Annotated in this window: 20 protein-coding genes; 14 read left to right on the top strand and 6 right to left on the bottom strand. The window is 52.2% G+C overall.

Annotation, left to right across the window (positions count from 1 at the left end; all coding sequences use genetic code 11):
- The 5 genes from walK to QRD89_RS18945 all read left to right on the top strand — a co-directional run bounded on the left by walK (position 1) and on the right by QRD89_RS18945 (position 6,197).
- Entirely contained in the window at positions 1–1,827 is a 1,827-nt protein-coding gene (walK, locus tag QRD89_RS18965; RefSeq protein ID WP_008635042.1) for a cell wall metabolism sensor histidine kinase WalK, read from the top strand.
- On the top strand, positions 1,824–3,170 hold the full coding sequence (locus QRD89_RS18960; RefSeq protein WP_286096064.1) for a YycH family regulatory protein: 1,347 nt from the start codon (positions 1,824–1,826) through the stop codon (positions 3,168–3,170). The genes walK and QRD89_RS18960 overlap by 4 nt, the downstream gene beginning before the upstream one ends.
- A gap of 17 nt (positions 3,171–3,187) precedes the next feature.
- Complete coding sequence (locus QRD89_RS18955) at positions 3,188–4,078, top strand: two-component system regulatory protein YycI (protein WP_286096063.1); 891 nt, start codon at positions 3,188–3,190, stop codon at positions 4,076–4,078.
- A gap of 29 nt (positions 4,079–4,107) precedes the next feature.
- Entirely contained in the window at positions 4,108–4,902 is a 795-nt protein-coding gene (locus QRD89_RS18950) for an MBL fold metallo-hydrolase (protein ID WP_008635049.1), read from the top strand.
- A 71-nt stretch (positions 4,903–4,973) separates the two neighbouring features.
- Positions 4,974–6,197 carry a S1C family serine protease gene (locus QRD89_RS18945; RefSeq protein WP_008635051.1) on the top strand — a complete coding sequence of 408 codons (1,224 nt, stop codon included), beginning with the start codon at positions 4,974–4,976 and terminating at the stop codon, positions 6,195–6,197.
- A gap of 455 nt (positions 6,198–6,652) precedes the next feature.
- Here QRD89_RS18945 and QRD89_RS18940 read toward each other — a convergent pair whose 3' ends face one another.
- The 3 genes from QRD89_RS18940 to QRD89_RS18930 form a co-directional block, all read right to left on the bottom strand.
- Positions 6,653–7,996 (bottom strand): alanine/glycine:cation symporter family protein, encoded by a 1,344-nt coding sequence (locus QRD89_RS18940; protein WP_286096062.1) that lies wholly within the window; start codon positions 7,994–7,996, stop codon positions 6,653–6,655.
- Between the two features lie 232 nt (positions 7,997–8,228).
- Positions 8,229–8,717: an Ltp family lipoprotein gene (locus QRD89_RS18935; protein ID WP_008635055.1), complete on the bottom strand. Its 489-nt coding sequence runs from the start codon at positions 8,715–8,717 to the stop codon at positions 8,229–8,231.
- 177 nt (positions 8,718–8,894) lie between these two features.
- Positions 8,895–9,191 carry a hypothetical protein gene (locus tag QRD89_RS18930; protein ID WP_008635058.1) on the bottom strand — a complete coding sequence of 99 codons (297 nt, stop codon included), beginning with the start codon at positions 9,189–9,191 and terminating at the stop codon, positions 8,895–8,897.
- Between the two features lie 194 nt (positions 9,192–9,385).
- Here QRD89_RS18930 and QRD89_RS18925 point away from each other — a divergent pair, with 194 nt between their 5' ends.
- From QRD89_RS18925 to rlmH, 8 genes are all read left to right on the top strand, one after another.
- Entirely contained in the window at positions 9,386–10,660 is a 1,275-nt protein-coding gene (locus tag QRD89_RS18925) for a M48 family metallopeptidase (protein WP_286096061.1), read from the top strand.
- A gap of 117 nt (positions 10,661–10,777) precedes the next feature.
- Positions 10,778–12,139, top strand: coding sequence for a sigma-54 interaction domain-containing protein (locus tag QRD89_RS18920; RefSeq protein ID WP_286096060.1), 1,362 nt, complete (start codon positions 10,778–10,780; stop codon positions 12,137–12,139).
- 195 nt (positions 12,140–12,334) lie between these two features.
- On the top strand, positions 12,335–13,027 hold the full coding sequence (locus QRD89_RS18915; protein ID WP_008635063.1) for a CoA transferase subunit A: 693 nt from the start codon (positions 12,335–12,337) through the stop codon (positions 13,025–13,027).
- An 18-nt stretch (positions 13,028–13,045) separates the two neighbouring features.
- Positions 13,046–13,720, top strand: coding sequence for a 3-oxoacid CoA-transferase subunit B (locus QRD89_RS18910; RefSeq protein WP_286096059.1), 675 nt, complete (start codon positions 13,046–13,048; stop codon positions 13,718–13,720).
- Between the two features lie 21 nt (positions 13,721–13,741).
- Positions 13,742–14,518 carry a 3-hydroxybutyrate dehydrogenase gene (locus tag QRD89_RS18905; RefSeq protein ID WP_286096058.1) on the top strand — a complete coding sequence of 259 codons (777 nt, stop codon included), beginning with the start codon at positions 13,742–13,744 and terminating at the stop codon, positions 14,516–14,518.
- 18 nt (positions 14,519–14,536) lie between these two features.
- Positions 14,537–15,715 (top strand): thiolase family protein, encoded by a 1,179-nt coding sequence (locus QRD89_RS18900; protein ID WP_286096057.1) that lies wholly within the window; start codon positions 14,537–14,539, stop codon positions 15,713–15,715.
- Positions 15,716–15,736: 21 nt separating this feature from the next.
- On the top strand, positions 15,737–17,020 hold the full coding sequence (locus QRD89_RS18895; protein ID WP_286096056.1) for a GntP family permease: 1,284 nt from the start codon (positions 15,737–15,739) through the stop codon (positions 17,018–17,020).
- 433 nt (positions 17,021–17,453) lie between these two features.
- Entirely contained in the window at positions 17,454–17,933 is a 480-nt protein-coding gene (gene rlmH / locus QRD89_RS18890) for a 23S rRNA (pseudouridine(1915)-N(3))-methyltransferase RlmH (protein ID WP_008639985.1), read from the top strand.
- 119 nt (positions 17,934–18,052) lie between these two features.
- Here the strand turns inward: rlmH and QRD89_RS18885 are convergent, their stop codons facing one another.
- From QRD89_RS18885 to QRD89_RS18875, 3 genes are read right to left on the bottom strand one after another with little or no spacing between them, the layout of a single operon-like run.
- On the bottom strand, positions 18,053–18,775 hold the full coding sequence (locus QRD89_RS18885) for a hypothetical protein (RefSeq protein WP_286096055.1): 723 nt from the start codon (positions 18,773–18,775) through the stop codon (positions 18,053–18,055).
- Positions 18,776–18,800: 25 nt separating this feature from the next.
- Entirely contained in the window at positions 18,801–19,313 is a 513-nt protein-coding gene (locus QRD89_RS18880; protein WP_286096054.1) for a hypothetical protein, read from the bottom strand.
- Between the two features lie 18 nt (positions 19,314–19,331).
- Complete coding sequence (locus tag QRD89_RS18875; RefSeq protein WP_286096053.1) at positions 19,332–19,532, bottom strand: hypothetical protein; 201 nt, start codon at positions 19,530–19,532, stop codon at positions 19,332–19,334.
- 252 nt (positions 19,533–19,784) lie between these two features.
- Between QRD89_RS18875 and QRD89_RS18870 the strand changes: the two genes are divergently transcribed.
- Positions 19,785–20,039 (top strand): TIGR04540 family protein, encoded by a 255-nt coding sequence (locus tag QRD89_RS18870; protein ID WP_286096052.1) that lies wholly within the window; start codon positions 19,785–19,787, stop codon positions 20,037–20,039.
- Positions 20,040–20,046: the final 7 nt, after the last annotated feature.

Below are 20,046 nucleotides of genomic sequence, written 5' to 3'. Positions count from 1 at the left end.
ATGAAGAAAGTCGGCTTTTTTCAGTCGGTTCGGCTGAAATTGATTCTAGTCTACATTTTATTACTTTTACTAGGCATCCAAGTAATTGGGGCCTATTTTGTTAAGCGCTTGGAAGATCAGTTGACGAACAACTTCGAGAGTTCCGTAGAATCGCAGCTGAACTCTCTTACCTTCAGCCTGCAGAATGCCTTCAGCGTCGAGCGTGATGAGGATACGCCATCGCTCGCCTCCGATGTCAACAGTCTGCTCTATTCCCTGGATGATGAGAACATAAGGAAGCTGTGGGTCGTCGACAACAGCCCGAATGTCATCGCCGCCTTCGGTTCGGAAGATGGAATCATCGGCAAAAAGGTGACGGATACGAGAATTACGAAAGTGTTTATTCTGGGAGAGGCGACCGAGCCGAGGAATGTAAGGGACAGCGAGACGAACGAACGGCTCTATGTCGGTTCGAGACCGATTACGAACGAAGCGGGGAATGAGATCGTCGGCGTCCTCCACTACGAGGTATCGACGAACGAGATTTACGAGCAGATGCAGGATATCAACAGCATCTTCGCCAAAGGGACGGTCTTGGCGATCGCCGTTACCGCTTTGCTCGGGATTTTGGTCGCCCGCGCGATTACGAGACCGCTGACGGAAATGGAAGAACAGGCGCAGATCATGGCGACTGGTGACTTTTCACAGAAGGTCGACGTCAAAGGAAACGACGAAATCGGCCAGCTCGGTCATACGTTCAATGAGCTGAACGATAAGCTGAAGCTCTCCCAGGCGACGACGGAAGGAGAGCGGAGAAAGCTGAGTTCGGTCCTTTCCAACATGTCGGATGGTGTCATCGCGACAGACCGGCTTGGTGCAATCATCCTTATGAATGCTCCAGCTTCGAAGCTGATCGGCCGTTCGTTCGAGGACGTTCAAGGACAGTCGCTGATCGATGTGCTTGATTTGAACGATCAGATTGAAGAGATGTCCGAGGTGGAGGAGCAGGGTTCGATGATCATCGATTTGAGCGATGAACAGCAGCAGCTGCTCTTGAAGGCGAACTTCTCTGTCGTCGAGGATGAGAACGACGAAATGGATGGATTCATCACCGTGATCAGTGACGTCACCGAGCAGGAGAAGGTCGAGCAGGAGCGCCGGGAGTTCGTCTCGAACGTATCCCATGAGCTGCGGACGCCGCTTACGACGATGCGCAGCTATATCGAGGCGTTGAATGATGGGGCCTGGCAGGATCCGGAGATCGCTCCGCGCTTCCTTGACGTCACACAGAATGAAACCGACCGGATGATCCGTCTCGTCAACGACCTTTTGCAGCTGACGAAAATGGATCATAAAGAAACGCCGCTGATGAAAGAGCGTGTCGAATTTGGCGGCTTCTTCCACCATGTCATCGATCGGTTCGAGATGAACAAAGATGAGAAAATGACGTTCGTCCGCAACCTATCGGGCAAAGACATGTATGTATGGATCGACAAAGACAAGATTACCCAGGTGCTGGATAACGTCATATCTAATGCCATTAAATATTCACCGGAAGGCGGGACGATCCGCTTCGATGCCCATGCGACAAGGAAACAGCTGCGCGTGAGCATCAAAGATGAAGGGATCGGGATGCCGCCGGATACGGTCGATAAGATTTTCGATCGTTTCTACCGGGTCGACAAATCCCGTGCCCGGGAAATGGGCGGGACCGGACTCGGGCTCGCTATTGCCCGGGAAATGATTGAAGCCCACCACGGGAAGATCTGGGCGGAAAGTAAAGAAGGAAAAGGGACGACCGTCCACTTTACGCTGCCGCTCATTCAGAAGCGGAGGGGACAATCGTGAAGAGAGAAACGATGAAGACCGTCGTTTTGATTATATTGATCGCTTTCAGTCTCGTGCTGACCGTTGCGCTATGGAACTATCAGCCGGTGGCGGAAAGTGACGACAGTGAAAATACGCTTATCGACGATACGACACTCGACAATCTCGGTCAGGAACGGACATTATCGGAACTGATCGAACCGGAAAAGATCGTCTTCCATGATCAGGGGAACTTCTATGCCTACAAAGAGGAGCTGGAGCGCTCGTCCTTTTATAAAGATATGCAGGAGTGGACGCTCAACAACTTGAACGTCAATCCGAAGGAAATATCGGCAGACCAGCAGAAGGATGCGGTGGAAGTCATTTTCCCTGCCCAGGTACCGGTCAAAGTGATCGGGGACCTTTTCCAAGTGGATAAAGAGCAGATCGAGAACGTCCGGCAGAAGTTCGACCGTGTCTTTTTGACCGCTCCTCAAGGGGAAAAGGCACCCAGTTATCAAGTGTGGTTCGTCAATACGGAAGAACAAGCTCCTGTGCTACGGGCTACAATCAACTCCGCTGATGGTGACCGTGCCTTTCGTGAGCTGGAAGACGAGCAGAAGCTGAACAAGCAGCTACGTCTCTCCGATGCTTTTCCTAATGCGGATACTTCGGCGTATGACCATATTTATATCCCGGAGAAGCGTAAGAACATCGAAGAATATGTGCTTCAGACCGATCCTGTACCGATCGCTACACTGAGGAATGCATTGTTTCCGTCGACTTCCCTTGTATCCAGGTACAAAACAAGCAGCGGGGAACCGAGATTCCGGGCTTCCGAAGGGCGTCGCCTTGATGTATTGGACGGCGACCGTCGGATGGAATATCTCTACATGATTCCGAACTCGGTCAATTCCGGCAACTTGGACGGCTATGAGCTGCTGCGACGCAGCATTACGGACGTCAACGGCCACCTTGGCTGGACGAACCAGTTCCAGCTCGTCTCCAATTCTTCCGATATGGTCCAGTACCGGATGAAATACAATGATATTCCGGTCATGGAAGGGCAGGGGACCTATCAGCTGGCGACGATCGCCCTATCGTATGAGCAGGACGAGATCCAGCGCTACATCCGTCCACTTGTTAAATTCAAGACGATATCGGAAACGATCGGAGCGCTGGAATCCGGAGAAGAAGTCGTTCGTTATCTGCAGAACAATAACATCGACTACGCTTCCATTCAGGATATCCGGATCAGCTACACGCTGGAGGAGCAGACGAACAGGCTTGCTTATAATCTGATTCCGGAATGGTATATCCAGACGTCTTCCGGATGGCAGCCGTTATTTGAAAGGAACCAAGGTCAGAATGAAGAGATTTCTTAAGCAGGGAGGCGTAGAAGATGCAGTGGGGTCAAATTAAATTGTTATTCATTCTCAGCTTCCTTGTGCTGGACATCTTCTTGTTCACCCAGTTCCTTGATAAACAGGAAGAAACCGAGCTGAGTCAAATATCAACAGAATCCGAAAACGCGGAAGAAGAGCTTGCTTCAAACGATATCACCTTTGCCGACGATGTACTTGCGGAGGAGGTGCCTAACGTAGAAGGGCTGCAATCGCGGATTAATGACGAACTGTTGGAGGAGATCGACTCGCAGGTGGAGGAGATCGATAAAGATGAACAGTCGGTCGAGGTGGAAGATAACGTCGTCCGCGGCACCTTCAATGAACCGATCGAAGTGACGAAGGATGATATTCAAAATAAAGTGAATGAACACATTCCCTTCGGGTCCCAGTATTCGTTCTGGGGTTGGAACGAGGAGCAGGGGGTCGCCCTGTTCTTCCAGAAGGCGAATGACAGGACCGTCTATTTCAATGAGGGCGGCTACCTGCTTGTCGACGTCTCGGGAGGAGACATGAACGGCTATGTCGCAGCCATGCTTTCGTTCGGGGAACCGGAAGCCGGAGAGGCGAGTCAGGGCGGCGACGTTATCGGACCGGTCAACGCCGTCAAGAAGTTGTATGATGCCGGTGAAATCAGCTCCGGTGATGAAATTACAGCGATGAGTATCGGCTACCACAGCAGCTTCAATCTCGAGCCCGGCGAAGACTATGGCCCGCAGATGTTTGCACCGACGTGGAAAGTGACGGTCAATGAAGAAGACAACAAGTTCTTATATGCGTATTCCGGTACGATCATCGACATATCGGAGTCGGATTTCATCGAAGGGGTCCTGTCGAGATATGATCTCAACGAAACCCCTTCAGAAGCATCAGATGGACAGGGAGATTAAGGAGAAACGAATTAAATGGAGTGTATCGAATGACATTACGTTTTAGTGTACTTGCTTCGGGCAGTACGGGGAACGCGTTTTTTATTGAATCAGGGGAAGAACGGATTCTGGTGGATGCCGGGCTGAGCGGTAAGAAGATAGAGGGTTTGTTCGATCAGGTCGGCGTCGATCCGAGTACGCTTTCTAGAATCCTCGTCACCCATGAGCACAGTGATCACATCAAGGGTCTCGGGATTATGGCACGGCGCTACAACCTGCCAGTGTATGCGAATGAAAAAACGTGGAAGGCGATGGAAGGCCATATCGGCAAGCTGTCGGTCGACCAGAAATTCGAGTTCAAGATGGAAGAGACGCAGACGTTCGGCGGCTTGGATGTCGAGTCGTTCTCCGTATCCCATGATGCGGCCGACCCGATGTTTTACACCTTTCATCAGGACGGCAGAAAAGTGGCGCTCGTCACCGACCTCGGCTATGTATCCGAACGGATCAAGAAGACGGTAGAAGGTGCGGATGCCTATATTTTCGAATCGAACCATGATGTCAGCATGCTGCGGATGGGGCGCTATCCATGGAACGTCAAACGGAGGATCCTCGGGGATTCCGGCCACGTTTCGAACGAAGACTGTGCGCTTGCGTTGACGGATATCATCACAGATAAGACGAAGCGGATCTACCTGGCACACCTCAGTCTTGACAACAACATGAAGGACCTGGCACGTATGTCTGTGAAGAACGTATTGGAAGAGCGGGGATTCGAGCTTGGATCGAGAATTCAACTCCATGACACCGACCCTGAACAGGCGACTCCTATCTTTGAGGTTTAAATGGTTTGAAGTTGCGAAGAATAAGGTAACAATACTTTACAAACCCATGAGGAAAGGCCAGGTGAAGAGGTTTGGGCTATTATGATGATCATTCCCAGTCCGGGCGTGAGAAGAAGCAGCGCAGGCGCTGGGTCATGCCGACGGTCGTCGGCGGCATCCTTGGCGCGGTACTGGTCCTGCTGGCGCTGCCCGCGCTCGTTCAGACGGACTTATTGCCATATGACATCACTATTCCGGAAGATGAAAGCGGACTGGTTAACGACGACCAGGAACTGACCGGGGATACGCAGAAGAATGTCGAACTGGATGTAACGACCCAGATCACCGATATCGTCGGTAAAGTGACACCGTCGGTCGTCGGCGTTGTCAATCTGCAGTCGCAGGAGAACTTCTGGCAGCAGGAAGGCGGCCAACAGGAGGCCGGTGTCGGTTCCGGAGTCATTTATAAGAAAGCGGATGGAACGGCCTATGTCGTGACGAATAACCACGTCATCGAAGGGGCGAATGAAATCGAAGTCGTCTTATCCGATGACACCCGCATCCAGGCAGAGCTGGTCGGAAGTGATATATTCACAGACCTGGCTGTGCTGGAAATGCCGGGAGACCAAGTGGAGCATGTAGCGGAAATCGGGAGCTCGGATGCGCTGAAAGTCGGCGAACCGGCCATTGCCATCGGTAACCCGCTCGGACTCAGCTTCGCAGGATCCGTCACTCAGGGAATCATCAGTGGGAAAGAACGAGCCATTCCGCAGGATTTCGATGGAGACGGCCTGGATGACTGGCAGTCGGAAGTTATTCAGACCGATGCTGCCATCAACCCGGGGAACAGCGGAGGCGCCCTGATCAACATCGACGGTCAGCTGATCGGCATCAACTCCATGAAGATTGCGGAATCCGCTGTGGAAGGAATCGGCTTTGCCATTCCGATCGATGCGGCGAAACCGATCATCGATGAGTTGGAAGAGTTCGGACAGGTGAACCGCCCGTATATCGGTGTGGAGGCTTATGGATTGAATGAAGTGCCGACATCCGAATGGAGAGGCACATTGAATCTTCCGGAGGATGTAGAAGGCGGCCTTTATATCCGCAGCATCCGTCAAATGTCTCCAGCTGCCAAAGCAGGCTTGGAGCCGCTTGATGTCATCACGGAATTGGACGGCAATGGAGTCGAGAATATCATCGACCTCCGGAAATACCTCTATGATGAGAAGGATCCGGGAGAAGAGTTGGAAGTCACGTACTATCGTGATGGAGAAAAGAATACGACAACCGTGACCTTAGGATCACAAGAGTAAAGTACCCACAATCGGGTGCTTTTCTTTTGTCATCATTCGATAATTTTCGCTTTTATTCCACAGAAACTTATCCACACCCTGTGAATACTTCTCTGGATAAGTCATATATATGGTATAAGAATCTATGTTCGCCACCATATAGCTGAGTCGCTTGTGAATATGTGGATAAAATCTGTGTATAACCTGTTTATAGTGTGGGGTTACCTGTGAATATCAGAAAATTAACAAGTTTTGTGCATAAGTCTGTGGACAAATGTGGGTAACTATTTCCGTTAGCGGAATTTTTCCACATGTGAATAATAAATTGGCTTTTTCTTTTCTGAAAAAGGAGTGGAAATTCACGGACAGATCCGCTGGATTTTGTCTAAAAGTAACGTCCCCCGATAGTAGGCCGAAAAAAACCGGACGCTCCCGCCTCTCTATGGAGAGGACGGACAAGCATCCGGTTTTTTCGTTTATCCGATCGTTTTGTCTTCTTTCCACGTCTTCTTGATCAGCTTCGTCAATGCCAGGACGGCAATCAAGTTGGGCAGGACCATCAGAGCGTTGAAGGTGTCGGCCATTTCCCAGACGAAATCGACTTGTACAAGCGCACCGAGGACGATGCAGACAAGGACGACAGCACGGTAGACGGGAACCCTTTTCTCCCCGAACAGGAACTTGACGTTGACTTCTCCGAAATAAGCCCAGCCGAGGATCGTCGTGAAGGCGAAGAACAGCAGACAGACGGCGATGAACGGGACGCCGAATTCGCCTAAGCCGCGGGCGAAGCCTTCCTGAGTGATGGCGCTGCTTGCGAGACCGGAATGATGAGCATCGGTGACGAGGATGACCATCGCCGTCATCGTACAGATGATGGCCGTGTCGATGAACACACCGACCATTGCGACAAGTCCCTGCTGCGACGGCTTCTTCACATTCGCGACTGCGTGCGCGTGCGGGGTCGAACCCATTCCGGCTTCGTTGGAGAACAAGCCGCGGGCAAGGCCGTAACGAATCGCTTCTTTGATCGTCGCACCGAGAACACCGCCGCCCGCTGCTTCCGGACTGATGGCCGATTCAACGATCAGGGCGATCGTCGGCAGGACATGATCCCAATATTGGATGAGAATGACGAGACTTCCGATGATGTACAAGAGAGCCATGACGGGAACGACGTTACCTGCGAAGCTTGAGATCCGGTTGATGCCGCCGAACAGGATCAAGCCGATCAACACGGCGATGACGACGCCGATGATCAGGTTGACGAATGGCGATGTGGTCCCTGTCGCCTCGTTCATCGCTGTCGTAATGGCGTTCGACTGGACCATGTTGCCGACGAATCCGAGAGCGATGATGATCGCGACCGCGAAAAAGCCGGCCAGCCACCTGCTTCCGAGTCCGTCGCGGATGTAGTAGGCAGGGCCGCCGTGCACCTGATCGCCCTTCTTCACTTTATAGAGCTGAGCGAGTACGGCCTCTGCGAAAATCGTGGCCATCCCGAAGAATGAGCTGATCCACATCCAAAAGATCGCTCCCGGACCTCCGGCTGCGATGGCTGTCGCTACACCGGCGAGGTTACCGGTTCCGACCTGGGCGGAGATGGATGTCGCGAGGGCTTTGAATGAATGGATACCTTCCTGCTTCTCCTTCTTGAACAGGGGAGCGAACGTCTGCTTGAACCCCTCTCCGAGATACCGGACCTGGATGAAGCGGAGCTGGAGCGTGAGCCATACGCCGGTGCCAAGAAGGAAAATGAGCATGACCGGGCCCCATAAGAAACTATTTATATGAATGAATACGTCTGTTAATCGTTCCAATTTTCTGTCCCTTCCTTTTCTAATGTACGAGTATAGGGACGAGTATCGCACGTGAAAACGTTTTTCAGCAAGGATTATTTCCCGGAAATCGAACGTTGGCAGGAATTTGGAAGGGAATTCGGCAGGTTTTATGAAGAAAATGGAGGAAATGGGATAGAGAAGAAAAAAGAAACCCGTTACGGGTTTCTTTTTGGGAGTTCTGTAAGAAGAGACGGACCTTTACAGCAAGCCATCACAGCCCTGTTTGATCGACACCATATTCTGCTTGTTCCGGAGTGAATCCGTCGAACTCCAGTTGATCGACCAATTCACTTCTTGAAAAGGACATGACGTCCAGGTATTCCTGTGCTTTCTTGCCGGCCTGTTCGTTCCAGTCGACATCCAAGCTCTCGACAGCCAAGGTCGCTTCCTCATTGGAGAACCCCTCGAACTCTAATTGTTCGATCAACCCGCTCTTGGAAAAGGCCAATATGTTGATGTATTCCACAGCTTTTCCGTCCGCGTTTTCTTGGGAAACAGAGGCGTCTTCTGCTGCTGCTTCCTCCACAGGTGCTTCTTCCTGAGCAGCTTCTTCCGTCGGCTCCGTCTCGCTTGTAAGAGGTTCTTCCAAAGCAAAATCTTCCGTGTCTGTGATCAAAGACGCATCCCCTACACCAGCTGCAATTCCCCCGGCAACTGCAACAGCCATCCACAAAATCCACCAGTCCTTGTAAATGTTCATGGTTCCCCTCCAAATTATTCCTTTGTCATTTCAAGAACTATATTACCATTAAAAGGGGGAAAAGGTGTACAACGACCTATCGAATGTGTTTTTCTTTATAGGATCTACGGACCGGATCGAAACGGGGGGGGAAGAGATAGACTTGCGGAAAGGGCTGACGGAGAACGCTCCGGAAAATTATTTCTTCCTATTAAAGGCTTTATCCTTAATCTTTTTGAACGTCTCGGACGATGTATCGACGGTCTTATCGAATGCTTCTGTCCCTTTCTCCGACGCTTTCTTGATGATGTTGCCGGAGGAATCAAGGGTCTTGCCGATCAAGCCGCCTTCTCCGGTGATCGATTTAATGATTTTTCCCGAGGTGTCGACGGTGTTTTGGACGACGTGGTTGGCTTCCTTGGACACGCTTTTGAAGAAGCCGTCTTTTCCTTCCGGGCCTTGTTCCTTATCCTTAGAGTTGTTGTTCGGACTCATCTGATCATCTCCTCTTTGGAATGGATGGTACCGTCTATATGTATGTGCAGGACCGGGCATTATGAGTGAAAAGAGGACCGGCGACAGGAATTCTGCCCGTCTATGTAGTATGGATAGGGATAGCACAGAAGTTCTAAGCGTACCGGGGAACTCGTACAATGAGACGAGTCTTACTTTCCAATGGAGGTGGAGAAGTGAAAAAAAAGTTTCTCACTTGGACCCTTATTCTATATGCCGTTTACGGCATCTTCCTGGCTCTTTATTTCTTTCAGTGGAGCGACATCGGCGTCCCTGCCGCCTATGAGGGGACCGCGGCGGATCCGAAAACGTTCATGAGCGAGCGGGAGCTCATGCTCAGTCAGGAATACTCGCGTTATCAGAATTTCCTTTCCTTTCTGGCCGAGCCGCTGGAGTGGATCATCTACCTCGGCGTGATGATTTTCGGTGTTTCGAAGGCCTTCAAGGAATTCGGCAGCAAGGTCTCGCGGTACACGATCATCCGCGTGCCGTTGTTCGTGCTGCTGCTTTTGACGTTGACGACGATCCTGACGTTCCCGTTCGACTACGCCAGACGCCGGCTTTCCGTCGAATACGGCATCTCGACACAGTCGTTCTCCAGCTGGATGCGGGATGAACTGATCGGTTTCTGGATCGGCTATCTCATCATGGCGCTCCTGATCACCGTCCTCTATTTCCTGATGAAAAAGTTCGAACGGCGTTGGTGGCTGATCGCCTGGTTCTTGATGATTCCGTTCCTTTTCTTCATGATGTACCTGCAGCCGGTCGTGATCGATCCGTTATATAACGATTTCAGCGAGCTGCAGAATAAGCAGCTCGAGGAAAAGATCCTCACCCTTGCCGATGATGCCGGCGTACCGGCGGAGCGGGTGTATGAAGTGAACATGTCGGAGAAGACGAACAGCATGAATGCCTACGTGAACGGCATCGGCTCCAACCTGCGGATCGTCCTGTGGGACACGACGTTGAACCGGCTGAAGGAGAACGAAGTGCTGTTCATTATGGCCCATGAAATCGGCCACTATGTGATGAACCACCTGTATTGGAATCTGGCGGGCGTCATCGTCTCCACCTTCTTCGGACTTTTGTTCACGTACCATTTAATGAAGACAGCCGTCCGCAAATGGGGCAGGAAGCTCGGCTTCGATCGAGTCTCCGACATCGCGAGCCTGCCGATGTTCTATCTGCTTCTGACGCTGCTTTCGTTCCTAGCCAATCCGATCGAACTCGCTATTTCAAGAAATGCCGAGACGGATGCGGACCGCTATGCGATCGAAATGACCGAGGATACCGAGGCGGCGATCGGTTCGTTCCAGGAACTCACCGTCAACGGACTCAGCGACGTCGACCCGCCGGCGCTCGTGAAGTACCTGCGCTACGGCCACCCGACGATGATGGAACGGATCCATATGTTGGAGACATACGGCAAGGATGTGGAGAAAACGGAATGACGGGAAGGGACGCCCTGCACAAGGGTGTCCTTTTTTGAGCTGGTTCCATTTCTGAACATTTGGTAAAATTGGAAATGACGGTTATTGGAAACGCTATCAAAAACGGAGGCGGAGCAGATGCTTTCATTGGAAAACCAACGGAACCACGTATTGGAGACACTGTTCGGAAATGTCGAGCACTGTATCGTCGTTGTCGATAAGGAAGGACTCATCTCTTATATGAACGAAAGCTACTGCCGGTTTCTCGCGGTCGATCAAGCGAAGGTCGGCGGCCGGCATGTGACGGAAGTGATCGAGAACACGCGTATGCACATCGTCGTCGAGACCGGCGAGGAGGAGATGGCGGACCTTCAGCAGATCCGCGGCGACTACATGATCGCCCACCGGATTCCGCTTTATGAAAACGGCGAGATCATCGGTGCGCTCGGCATGGTGCTTTTCCGTGATACGGATGAGTGGAAGATCATGAATTCCCATATCAAGGACCTTCTTTTGGAATTGGAGACATACCGGAGTCAGATGCAGCAGCTGAACGGGGCGAAATACTCGCTGCACGATATCATCAGCCAGTCGCCCGGGATGCTTGCGCTGAAGGAGAAGATCCGCAAGACCGCCCACAGCGACATCTCCATTCTACTGCGCGGCGAGAGCGGAACGGGCAAGGAGCTGTTCGCCCACAGCATCCATCACTTGAGCGAACGCAGCCATCAGCCGTTCATCAAAGTGAACTGTGCCGCCATTCCGGAGCATTTGATCGAAGCGGAGCTGTTCGGCTATCAGGAAGGCGCCTTCACCGGGGCGAAAAAGGGCGGCAAGCCGGGCAAATTCCAGCTCGCGAACGGCGGGACGCTTTTTCTTGATGAGATCGGGGACATGCCGATGCACGCTCAGGTGAAAATCCTCCGCGTGCTTCAGGAAGGGGAGGTCGAAGCGGTCGGTGCCGTCCATCCGCAGGACATCGACGTCCGGATCATCGCTGCGACCAACCAGTCGCTCGAGGAGATGATCAAGAACCAGACGTTCCGGGAAGATCTCTATTACCGGATCAACGTCGTCCAGATCGATATCCCGCCGCTCCGGGCCAGAGGCGATGACCAGCGCGTCCTTGCGAAATACCTGCTGCAAAAAATCACCGCCCGGACAGGGAAGCGTATCCGGGAGTTCGATGAAGCGGTCGAAGCCTTATTCACGTCCTACCCTTGGCCCGGGAACGTCCGAGAACTCGAGAACGTCATCGAGTCCGCCGTCCACATGGCCGACGGGGAGAAAATTACGCTGACCGATCTTCCTTCCCATCTCACCAGCATTCAGGAAGGGCTCGACGGGGAGCAGTCGCTCAAGGACGTCGTCGAGCATGCGGAGAAGCAAGCCATCGCCCGCGCACTGGACGCCTGCGGCGGTGACAAGACGAAAGCCGCCGCGAGACTCCGGATCGGCAAATCAAGCTTCTATGATAAAGTGAAAAAATACGGCCTCTGATGCCTTCCACGATTCCGGAAACTGTTCCGGAATGATGGAAGGCTTCTTTTTCGCCCTAGTTGTAAGGGTTTTCATGAATGTCCATTCATCTATTCCGGTATTCTGGAAAAAGGAATCTGTCGAACGGCGCAGACCCGGCGGTTCGGAAGTTGGCATGAAACTTGCATGTATAAGGGTGAAGGGAGTGGAAAACACATGAAACAAATTTATTCATCTTATCAAGAAGCGGTCAAAGACATAAAAGACCATGCCACGATCATGGTCGGAGGGTTCGGGCTCGTCGGTATTCCGGAGAACTTGATCCTCGCCCTCGTCGAGTCGAACGTGAAACACCTCACCGTCATCTCGAACAACTGCGGGGTCGACGATTGGGGACTCGGGCTTCTGCTTAAAAATAAACAAATCGATAAAATGATCGGCTCTTATGTCGGGGAGAACAAGGAATTCGAACGCCAGGTGCTCGCAGGGGAGCTCGAGGTCGAGCTGACGCCGCAGGGGACGCTCGCAGAACGAATCCGTGCAGGCGGCGCGGGTATTCCGGCCTTCTACACACCAGCAGGCGTCGGAACACCGATCGCGGAAGGCAGGGAAGTGCGGACGTTTGGCGACAAGGAGTACCTCATGCAGACAGGGCTCACCGCCGATTTCAGCCTCGTGCGTGCCTGGAAGGGTGACCGCTACGGCAACCTCGTCTATAACAAGACGGCGCGTAATTTCAACCCGATGATGGCGACAGCAGGAGCCGTCACGATCGCCGAAGTCGAAACGCTCGTCGAACCGGGGGAACTCGATGCCGATCGTATCCATACGCCGGGCATTTACGTCCAAGGATTGATCGAAGGCGCACAGGAGAAGCGGATCGAACGCCGGACCGTCACACAGGCATAATACGAAGGAGGAGAAACAATGGCTGTACAACTCGATAAGAAGCAAGTGAGAGAAATGATCGCAAGACGTGCCGAACAGGAAATTGAAAGCGGTTACTACGTCAATTTAGGGATCGGGATGCCGACGATGGTCGCGAACTACATCCAGGAAGACAAAGAAGTCGTCCTCCAGTCAGAGAACGGACTGCTCGGCATCGGCCGCTTCCCGACCGAAGATGAAGTCGACCCGGATCTGATCAATGCAGGCAAGGAGACGGTCACTGCATCCGTCGGTGCATCCTACTGCAGCAGCGCCGAATCGTTCGCGATGATCCGCGGCGAGCATTTGGACTTGGCGATCCTCGGCGGCATGGAAGTCGCAGAGAACGGCGACCTCGCCAACTGGATGATCCCGGGGAAAATGATCAAAGGCATGGGCGGCGCGATGGATATCGTCCACGGCTCGAAGAAGGTCGTCATCATCATGGATCACGTCAATAAACACGGCGATCCGAAAATCCTGAAGTCCTGCAGTCTGCCCCTGACCGGTAAAGGCGTCGTCGACCGGATCATCACCGAACGTGCCGTCATGGACGTGACGGAAGAAGGGCTGAAGCTCGTCGAAATCGCCGAAGGCTGGAGCGTCGAAGAAATCCAGGCATCAACAGAAGCAGCACTCATCATCAGCGATGAGCTTGTAAAAATGACTACGTAACCCGGTAGAGGAGGAACCCCCATGGTCAACAATAAAATTGTTTTCATCACAGGAGCAGCAAGCGGAATCGGCTACCAGCTCGGTGCCGCCTTCGCAAGACAAGGAGCCAAGGTCGCCCTCAGCGACATCAACAAGGGGAAGGTCGAACAAGCGGCCGCAGGCTTGAAGGAGGAGGGACTGGAGGCGATCGGACTCGTCTGTGACGTCACGAAGGAAGAGCAGATCAAGGCAGCGGTCGATCGGACGGTCGACACATACGGCCGACTCGACGTCCTCATCAACAACGCCGGACTCCAGCACGTGGCGTCCATCGAAGATTTTCCGACGGAGAAGTTCGAGCTGATCACGAAGATCATGCTTGTCGCGCCGTTCATGGCGACGAAGCACGTCTTCCCGATCATGAAAAAGCAGGGCTTCGGCCGTATTCTCAACATGTCCTCGATCAACGGCCTGATCGGATTCGCCGGAAAATCCGCCTACAACAGCGCGAAGCACGGCGTCATCGGCCTGACCAAAGTGACGGCGCTCGAGGGGGCAGAGCACGGCATTACCGTTAACGCCATCTGCCCGGGCTATGTCGATACGCCGCTCGTACGCAACCAGCTGGAAGATCTCGCCGCCAACCGCGGCATCGAGCTTGAAAAGGTCTTGGAAGAAGTCATTTACCCGCTCGTTCCACAGAAACGTCTGCTTGAAGTCGAGGAGATCGCCGATTACGCGCTGTTCCTCGCAAGCGACCAGGCAAAAGGAATCACAGGCCAGGCGACCGTCATCGACGGCGGCTACACGACCCAATAAACGAAAGGAGAAGATCCTATGAAATCTGTTTATATCATAGAAGGAGCACGTACCCCGTTCGGGACATTCGGAGGTGCGCTGAAAGACGTCGATCCGACGACCCTCGGCGTCACAGCCGGTAAGGAAGCATTGAAACGGAGCGGCATCCGGCCGGAGGACATCGATTTCAGCGTCATCGGCAACGTCATCCACTCCTCCCAGAACGCCCCGTATTTAGCGAGACACATCGCCTTGAAAACAGGCATCCCGACGACGAGTCCGGCACTCGCCGTCAATCGACTGTGCGGCTCCGGCCTCCAGTCCGTCATCTCCGCTGCCCAGTCGATCCAGCTCGGTGAAGGCGACACCGCACTCGCAGGCGGCGTCGACAGCATGAGCCTCGCACCCTATGCCTTAAGGGGAAGCCGGTTCGGGACGAAGCTGTCCGCACCGAAGGTCGACGATACGCTCTGGGCCGCACTGACCGATGAGTACATAGGCGCGGGTATGGGCATGACCGGGGAGAACCTTGCGGATAAATATGAAATCAGCCGCGAAGCCCAGGACGAATACGCCGTCCGCAGCCACCAGCTCGCAGCCGAAGCGCGCCGGAGCGGCAGGTTCGAGGAAGAAATCGCCCCTGTCGAAGTGAAAACGAGAAAAGGCACCGTCACCATAAAAGAAGATGAACATATCCGTGAAGACACCGACGTCGAGAAGCTCAGCCGCCTGAAGCCCGCCTTCAAGAAGGACGGGAGCGTCACCGGCGGCAATGCGAGCGGCATCAACGACGGAGCGGGGGCCGTCATTTTGGCAGGCGAAGACTATGTTTCCAAGAACAGCGTCCAGCCGATCGCGAAGATCCTCTCCTGGTCCGTCGCCGGCGTCGATCCCGAATACATGGGCATCGGACCCGCGCCCGCCATCCGTGATGCCGTCGAAAAAGCCGGTCTGAGCCTTGCCGATATGGACCTGATCGAAGTGAACGAAGCGTTCGCCTCGCAGTATCTCGCGGTCGAAAAAGAACTCGGCCTCGATCGAGACAAAACCAACGTCAACGGCGGCGCCATCGCCCTCGGCCATCCGGTCGGCGCGAGCGGAACCCGCGTCCTGTACACGATGATCAAAGAACTGAAGCGGAGCGGCAAGCGCTACGGCGTCGCTTCCTTGTGCATCGGAGGCGGCCAGGGAATCGCCATGGTCGTCGAAGCCCAATAACAGAAAGAGGAGGAACCCTCGATGCTAGGAATATTTCTCGGACTCGCTGTCCTGATGGCCCTCGCCTATATCGGCTGGTCGATCATCTGGGTAGCCCCGATCGCAGCAGGAGTCGTCGCCATCACCGGCGGCCTCGACCTGCTCGATGCCTATAAAGATACGTACATGGGAGGCTTCGTCGCCTTCGCCAAAGACTGGTTCCCCGTCTTCATGCTCGGAGCCATCTTCGGAAAACTGATGGAAGACACCGGCATGGCCCGTTCCGTCGCCGTCGCCCTTACGAAGCTGATCGGAACGAAACGCGCCATCCTCGGCGTCCTCGTCTCGGCAGCCGTCCTGACCTACGGAGGCGTCAGCCTGTTCGTCGTCGTCTTCGCCGTCTACCCGCTCGCTCTGTCCCTGTTCCGCGAAGCCAACATCAGCAGGAAGCTGATCCCGGCGACCGTCGCCCTCGGTGCCTTCACCTTCACGATGACGGCCCTGCCAGGTTCGCCGCAGATCCAGAACCTGATCCCGATGGAATACTTCCAGACGAGCGCTACCGCCGCACCAGCCATGGGAATCATCGCAGCCATCATCATGGCTGTCGGAGGCTACTTCTACTTAAGATGGCGGGAGAAGAAGCTCACCCAAAAAGGGGAAGTCTTCACAGAACCACAAGAGAAGAAAGAAACCGAGAAACAGCCGAGAATGCCGAACTTCTTCCTGTCGCTCCTGCCGTTACTGACCGTCTTACTTACTTTGAATCTGTTGGACTGGGATATCGTTATCGCCCTTATATCAGGAATCGTACTGATCATGCTCTTGAACATCACGATGTTTAAGAAATTCATCCCGTCCATCAACGGCGGCGCATCTGGCTCCGTCATCGCCATCATCAACACGAGTGCCGCCGTCGGCTTCGGTACCGTCGTCCGTGAAGTACCCGGCTTCCAGAGCCTCACCCAGGCCCTGATGAGCATCAAAGGCAATCCGCTCATCTCCGAAGCCATCGCCGTCAACGTCCTCGCAGGCGCCACCGGCTCTGCATCCGGCGGCATGGGCATCGCCCTCGAAGCCCTAGGCTCGAAATATTACGAAATCGCCATGAACACAGGCATCAGCCCGGAAGCGTTCCACCGCGTCGCTTCCCTCTCATCCGGCGGACTCGACGCCCTGCCCCACAACGGCGCGGTGCTCACCCTGTTCGCCATCACCGGCATGACCCACAAAGACAGCTACAAAGACATCTTCGTCGTCGCTGTCCTCATTCCGGTCATCTCCGTCGCCGCCGTCATCCTTTTGAACACGATCGGCATTTTATAAAAACAATTCCCGCAGGCATACTGCGGGGGTTATCAGCTTGTTGAAGAAGTACTTTTCATAAGAAGCGAGCGGGCTCCGGGGAATCGAGCGCTTTCCGTGGGGTGGCCGGTGAGCCTCCTCATCGCTGCGCTCTTCCGGGGTCTCACCTGTGCCACTATTCCCACAGGAGTCTGCTCCATTCCCCTCCGCCCTAAGCCATACATGTCTTTCTTTTGTTTTTTCTATCATCTATAGTTATCGCTGGTTGATCGGAATGTTTACCCTTTTCGTCCATAGCACAGGGTTTCTCGACATCCATGACAATCCCCGCAGATATGAGCTGCGGGGATTGTTTGTGTGATGGCCCGGACTCTGCCCATACACCTCTCCCCGCAGAATGACGAGGATTCGTGATACACTAAAGGCAGAAATACGAGGAGACGGAGGAACACCAATGAAACTAACGATCGTAACAGTCGGAAAACTGAAAGAAAAATACTTGAAGCAGGGCATCGCCGAATACACGAAACGCCTCGGCCCCTACGCCAAAGTCGACGTCATCGAAGTCCCCGACGAAAAGGCACCCGAAAACCTGAGCGAAGCCCAAATGCTCGAAGTGAAGCAGAAGGAAGGCGAACGCATCCTTGCGAAGATCTCCCCGGACACCTACGTCATCACCCTGGAGATCGAAGGTAAACAGCTCACCTCCGAGAAGCTGGCGAAGAAAATGGACGAGCTTGCGACTTACGGGAAAAGCAAAGTGGCCTTCGTGATCGGCGGATCGCTCGGATTGAGTGATGAGGTGCTGGAGCGGAGTGATTTCGGGCTGTCGTTCTCGAATATGACGTTCCCGCACCAGTTGATGCGGTTGATGCTGGTGGAGCAGGTGTATCGGGCGTTTAAGATTAATCGGAATGAACCGTACCATAAGTGAAAACAGGTATTTCTATTGAATGGATGAGCTTGTATTAAACGATGAGCTCATCTTTTTTGTGCATTAAAAAAGCCATCGACTGCATCTGCAATCCATGGATGATTACCTGCTGTATTCATTTAACTTCTGACCTCTTTCAATGCCAGTAAATCCTGGATGAAGTCAGAGGCCTGACTCTTGGTTAAGTCTTTGCTTCGATCGACGTTAAAACTCATCTTCATGATTTCTTTAGCAACTTCCGTCTGCAGATTCATCTCATCGATGATGTTGAAGATCATCTGCAGCTGAGTTTTCGTCACCTTATCTGCATGTTGGTTTGACGTCTGTCTTTTTGGAAAATCTTCAATGTCCTGAGTGAAGATGCCGCTGGAACGTGTTGCGGATAAGACAGCGTCGATCAACGCCCGTTTCTTCGCCATCTTCAAAATGGTGTTGACGATAGAATAGGCATCCTGTTGTCGGAATGATGCTTCCTTGCTGTTGCAGGAACCCAGCCCCTCTGCTTCGATGATTTTGTTATCTTTGCGGATAAGAGTCATCTTCACTTCATAAGCAAAGATACCTTTCTCCCAATCTTCAATACGATTGACGACGTCTGCAGTCTTAGAGAATCCGAATACATCACATAGCTTCTCTGCACCTGGCTTCAGTAACGTAGGCTTAGAGAAACCATCAATTAAACCGTAGTCAACTCCCTTTACCATCACGTCATCCACAAACGTTTGTAGTTGCTGGATACGCTGTTGTGATTCTGAAGATGAAACGACGATATTGGGTAACGACTGTTTATCGACATTCTCTTTATCGTAAAATTTAATGATATTATCCTGATGATTCTTCATATTGATTTCACCTCCTGTCAATGGCTTAAGATTTTCTATGAACCATGTGTGCAAGAATGTTTAGACTTCTTGCGGTTTGTCGAACCATCGATCTGCCGAGTTGATGCTGAAGTTGATTACCTTTAGAAAACATGGAATGTGACCATTCAACGGTCTTTGATAACGACTGTTGTGACCCATCATTGAATTTATCCAACGCTTCACACCATTTATCGATCATCTCTTCACCTTTTGCCGATGTGAAAATAGCACTGTCTTTCAAGTACTCATGCAATCCTTTATCGTTCGACTGCGATTGATCCTCACCTTCATGCGAAGCTTCTACAGCAGTTATCAGGTTGTATAGCTTTTTACGTCTTTTGAGCAACTGAACAAGCTGAACGTAATCGTTCCTTTCAACAATGAAGAGGATTTCTTCGTCTACTTCTTCAAGCTGTTGCTTTAATGAAAGTAGAAGCTCATCCACCTCTTTTCTTGATAAATCTTTTCCGTTTGCTAAGGCATCTTCAGTTTGGTGTCTTCTGAATTTTATCTTCATAATCTCCTCCTGTCTTATTTACTTAAAGTGGTGATAACCTTTCAATGTCAGCTTCAGTACTTTTCCTTCACCTCTCCGATCACTGACTAATAGCAACCCGTCGTCTTCAAGCTGCATCAGATCAAATTCACAGATCCCATACTCCACTAGATATTTAGCAGCAACCCACTTATCTAACTTCTTGGCTTCTACTAAGACTGTTAATAGTGCCTGATTCATTTACATCACCTCCTTTCAAATGCGCTCCTCTCACCGCGCTAGTCGTCTCTGTAAAACAAAAAACCGCCATCTACCCAAGTGGATAAATAACGGTTTATATAAAAGGGGTGGGGCATGAAACGGCCATACCCCCTTGTTCATATATGGACTGTGGTGCCTAGGGGATTTTTGTATATTTTTATTTTGTCTATTGTGAAACGATAGAACTATCGATAAAATAAGAGTTGAGTATAAAAAAAGTAAAAGAGTGAGGTGGACTGGTTGGGTATAAAGCTCTTTCATAGGACACAAAGAGACTTAGCTTCATCCATCAACCAAGTTATTGACCAATATTGGAATAATGATTTAGAAGAAGCTCAAATGATAGATATGGTTCAAAATCTCTATAATAATAACGAATCTAAGTTTGTAAAGAATGGGGAATACACCTCTATCATTAACCAGCAGTGTGGAAAGCGAAGGCTAGAGGTGATAAGCAAGGTGTTAGACCTTAATAGGGTTAAATAAATTCTTG

Origin of the sequence: Halobacillus sp. ACCC02827, assembly GCF_030291935.1 — a bacterium.
Classification (GTDB): Bacteria; Bacillota; Bacilli; order Bacillales; family Halobacillaceae; genus Halobacillus.
This window is presented reverse-complemented; position numbering and strand designations above follow the sequence as displayed.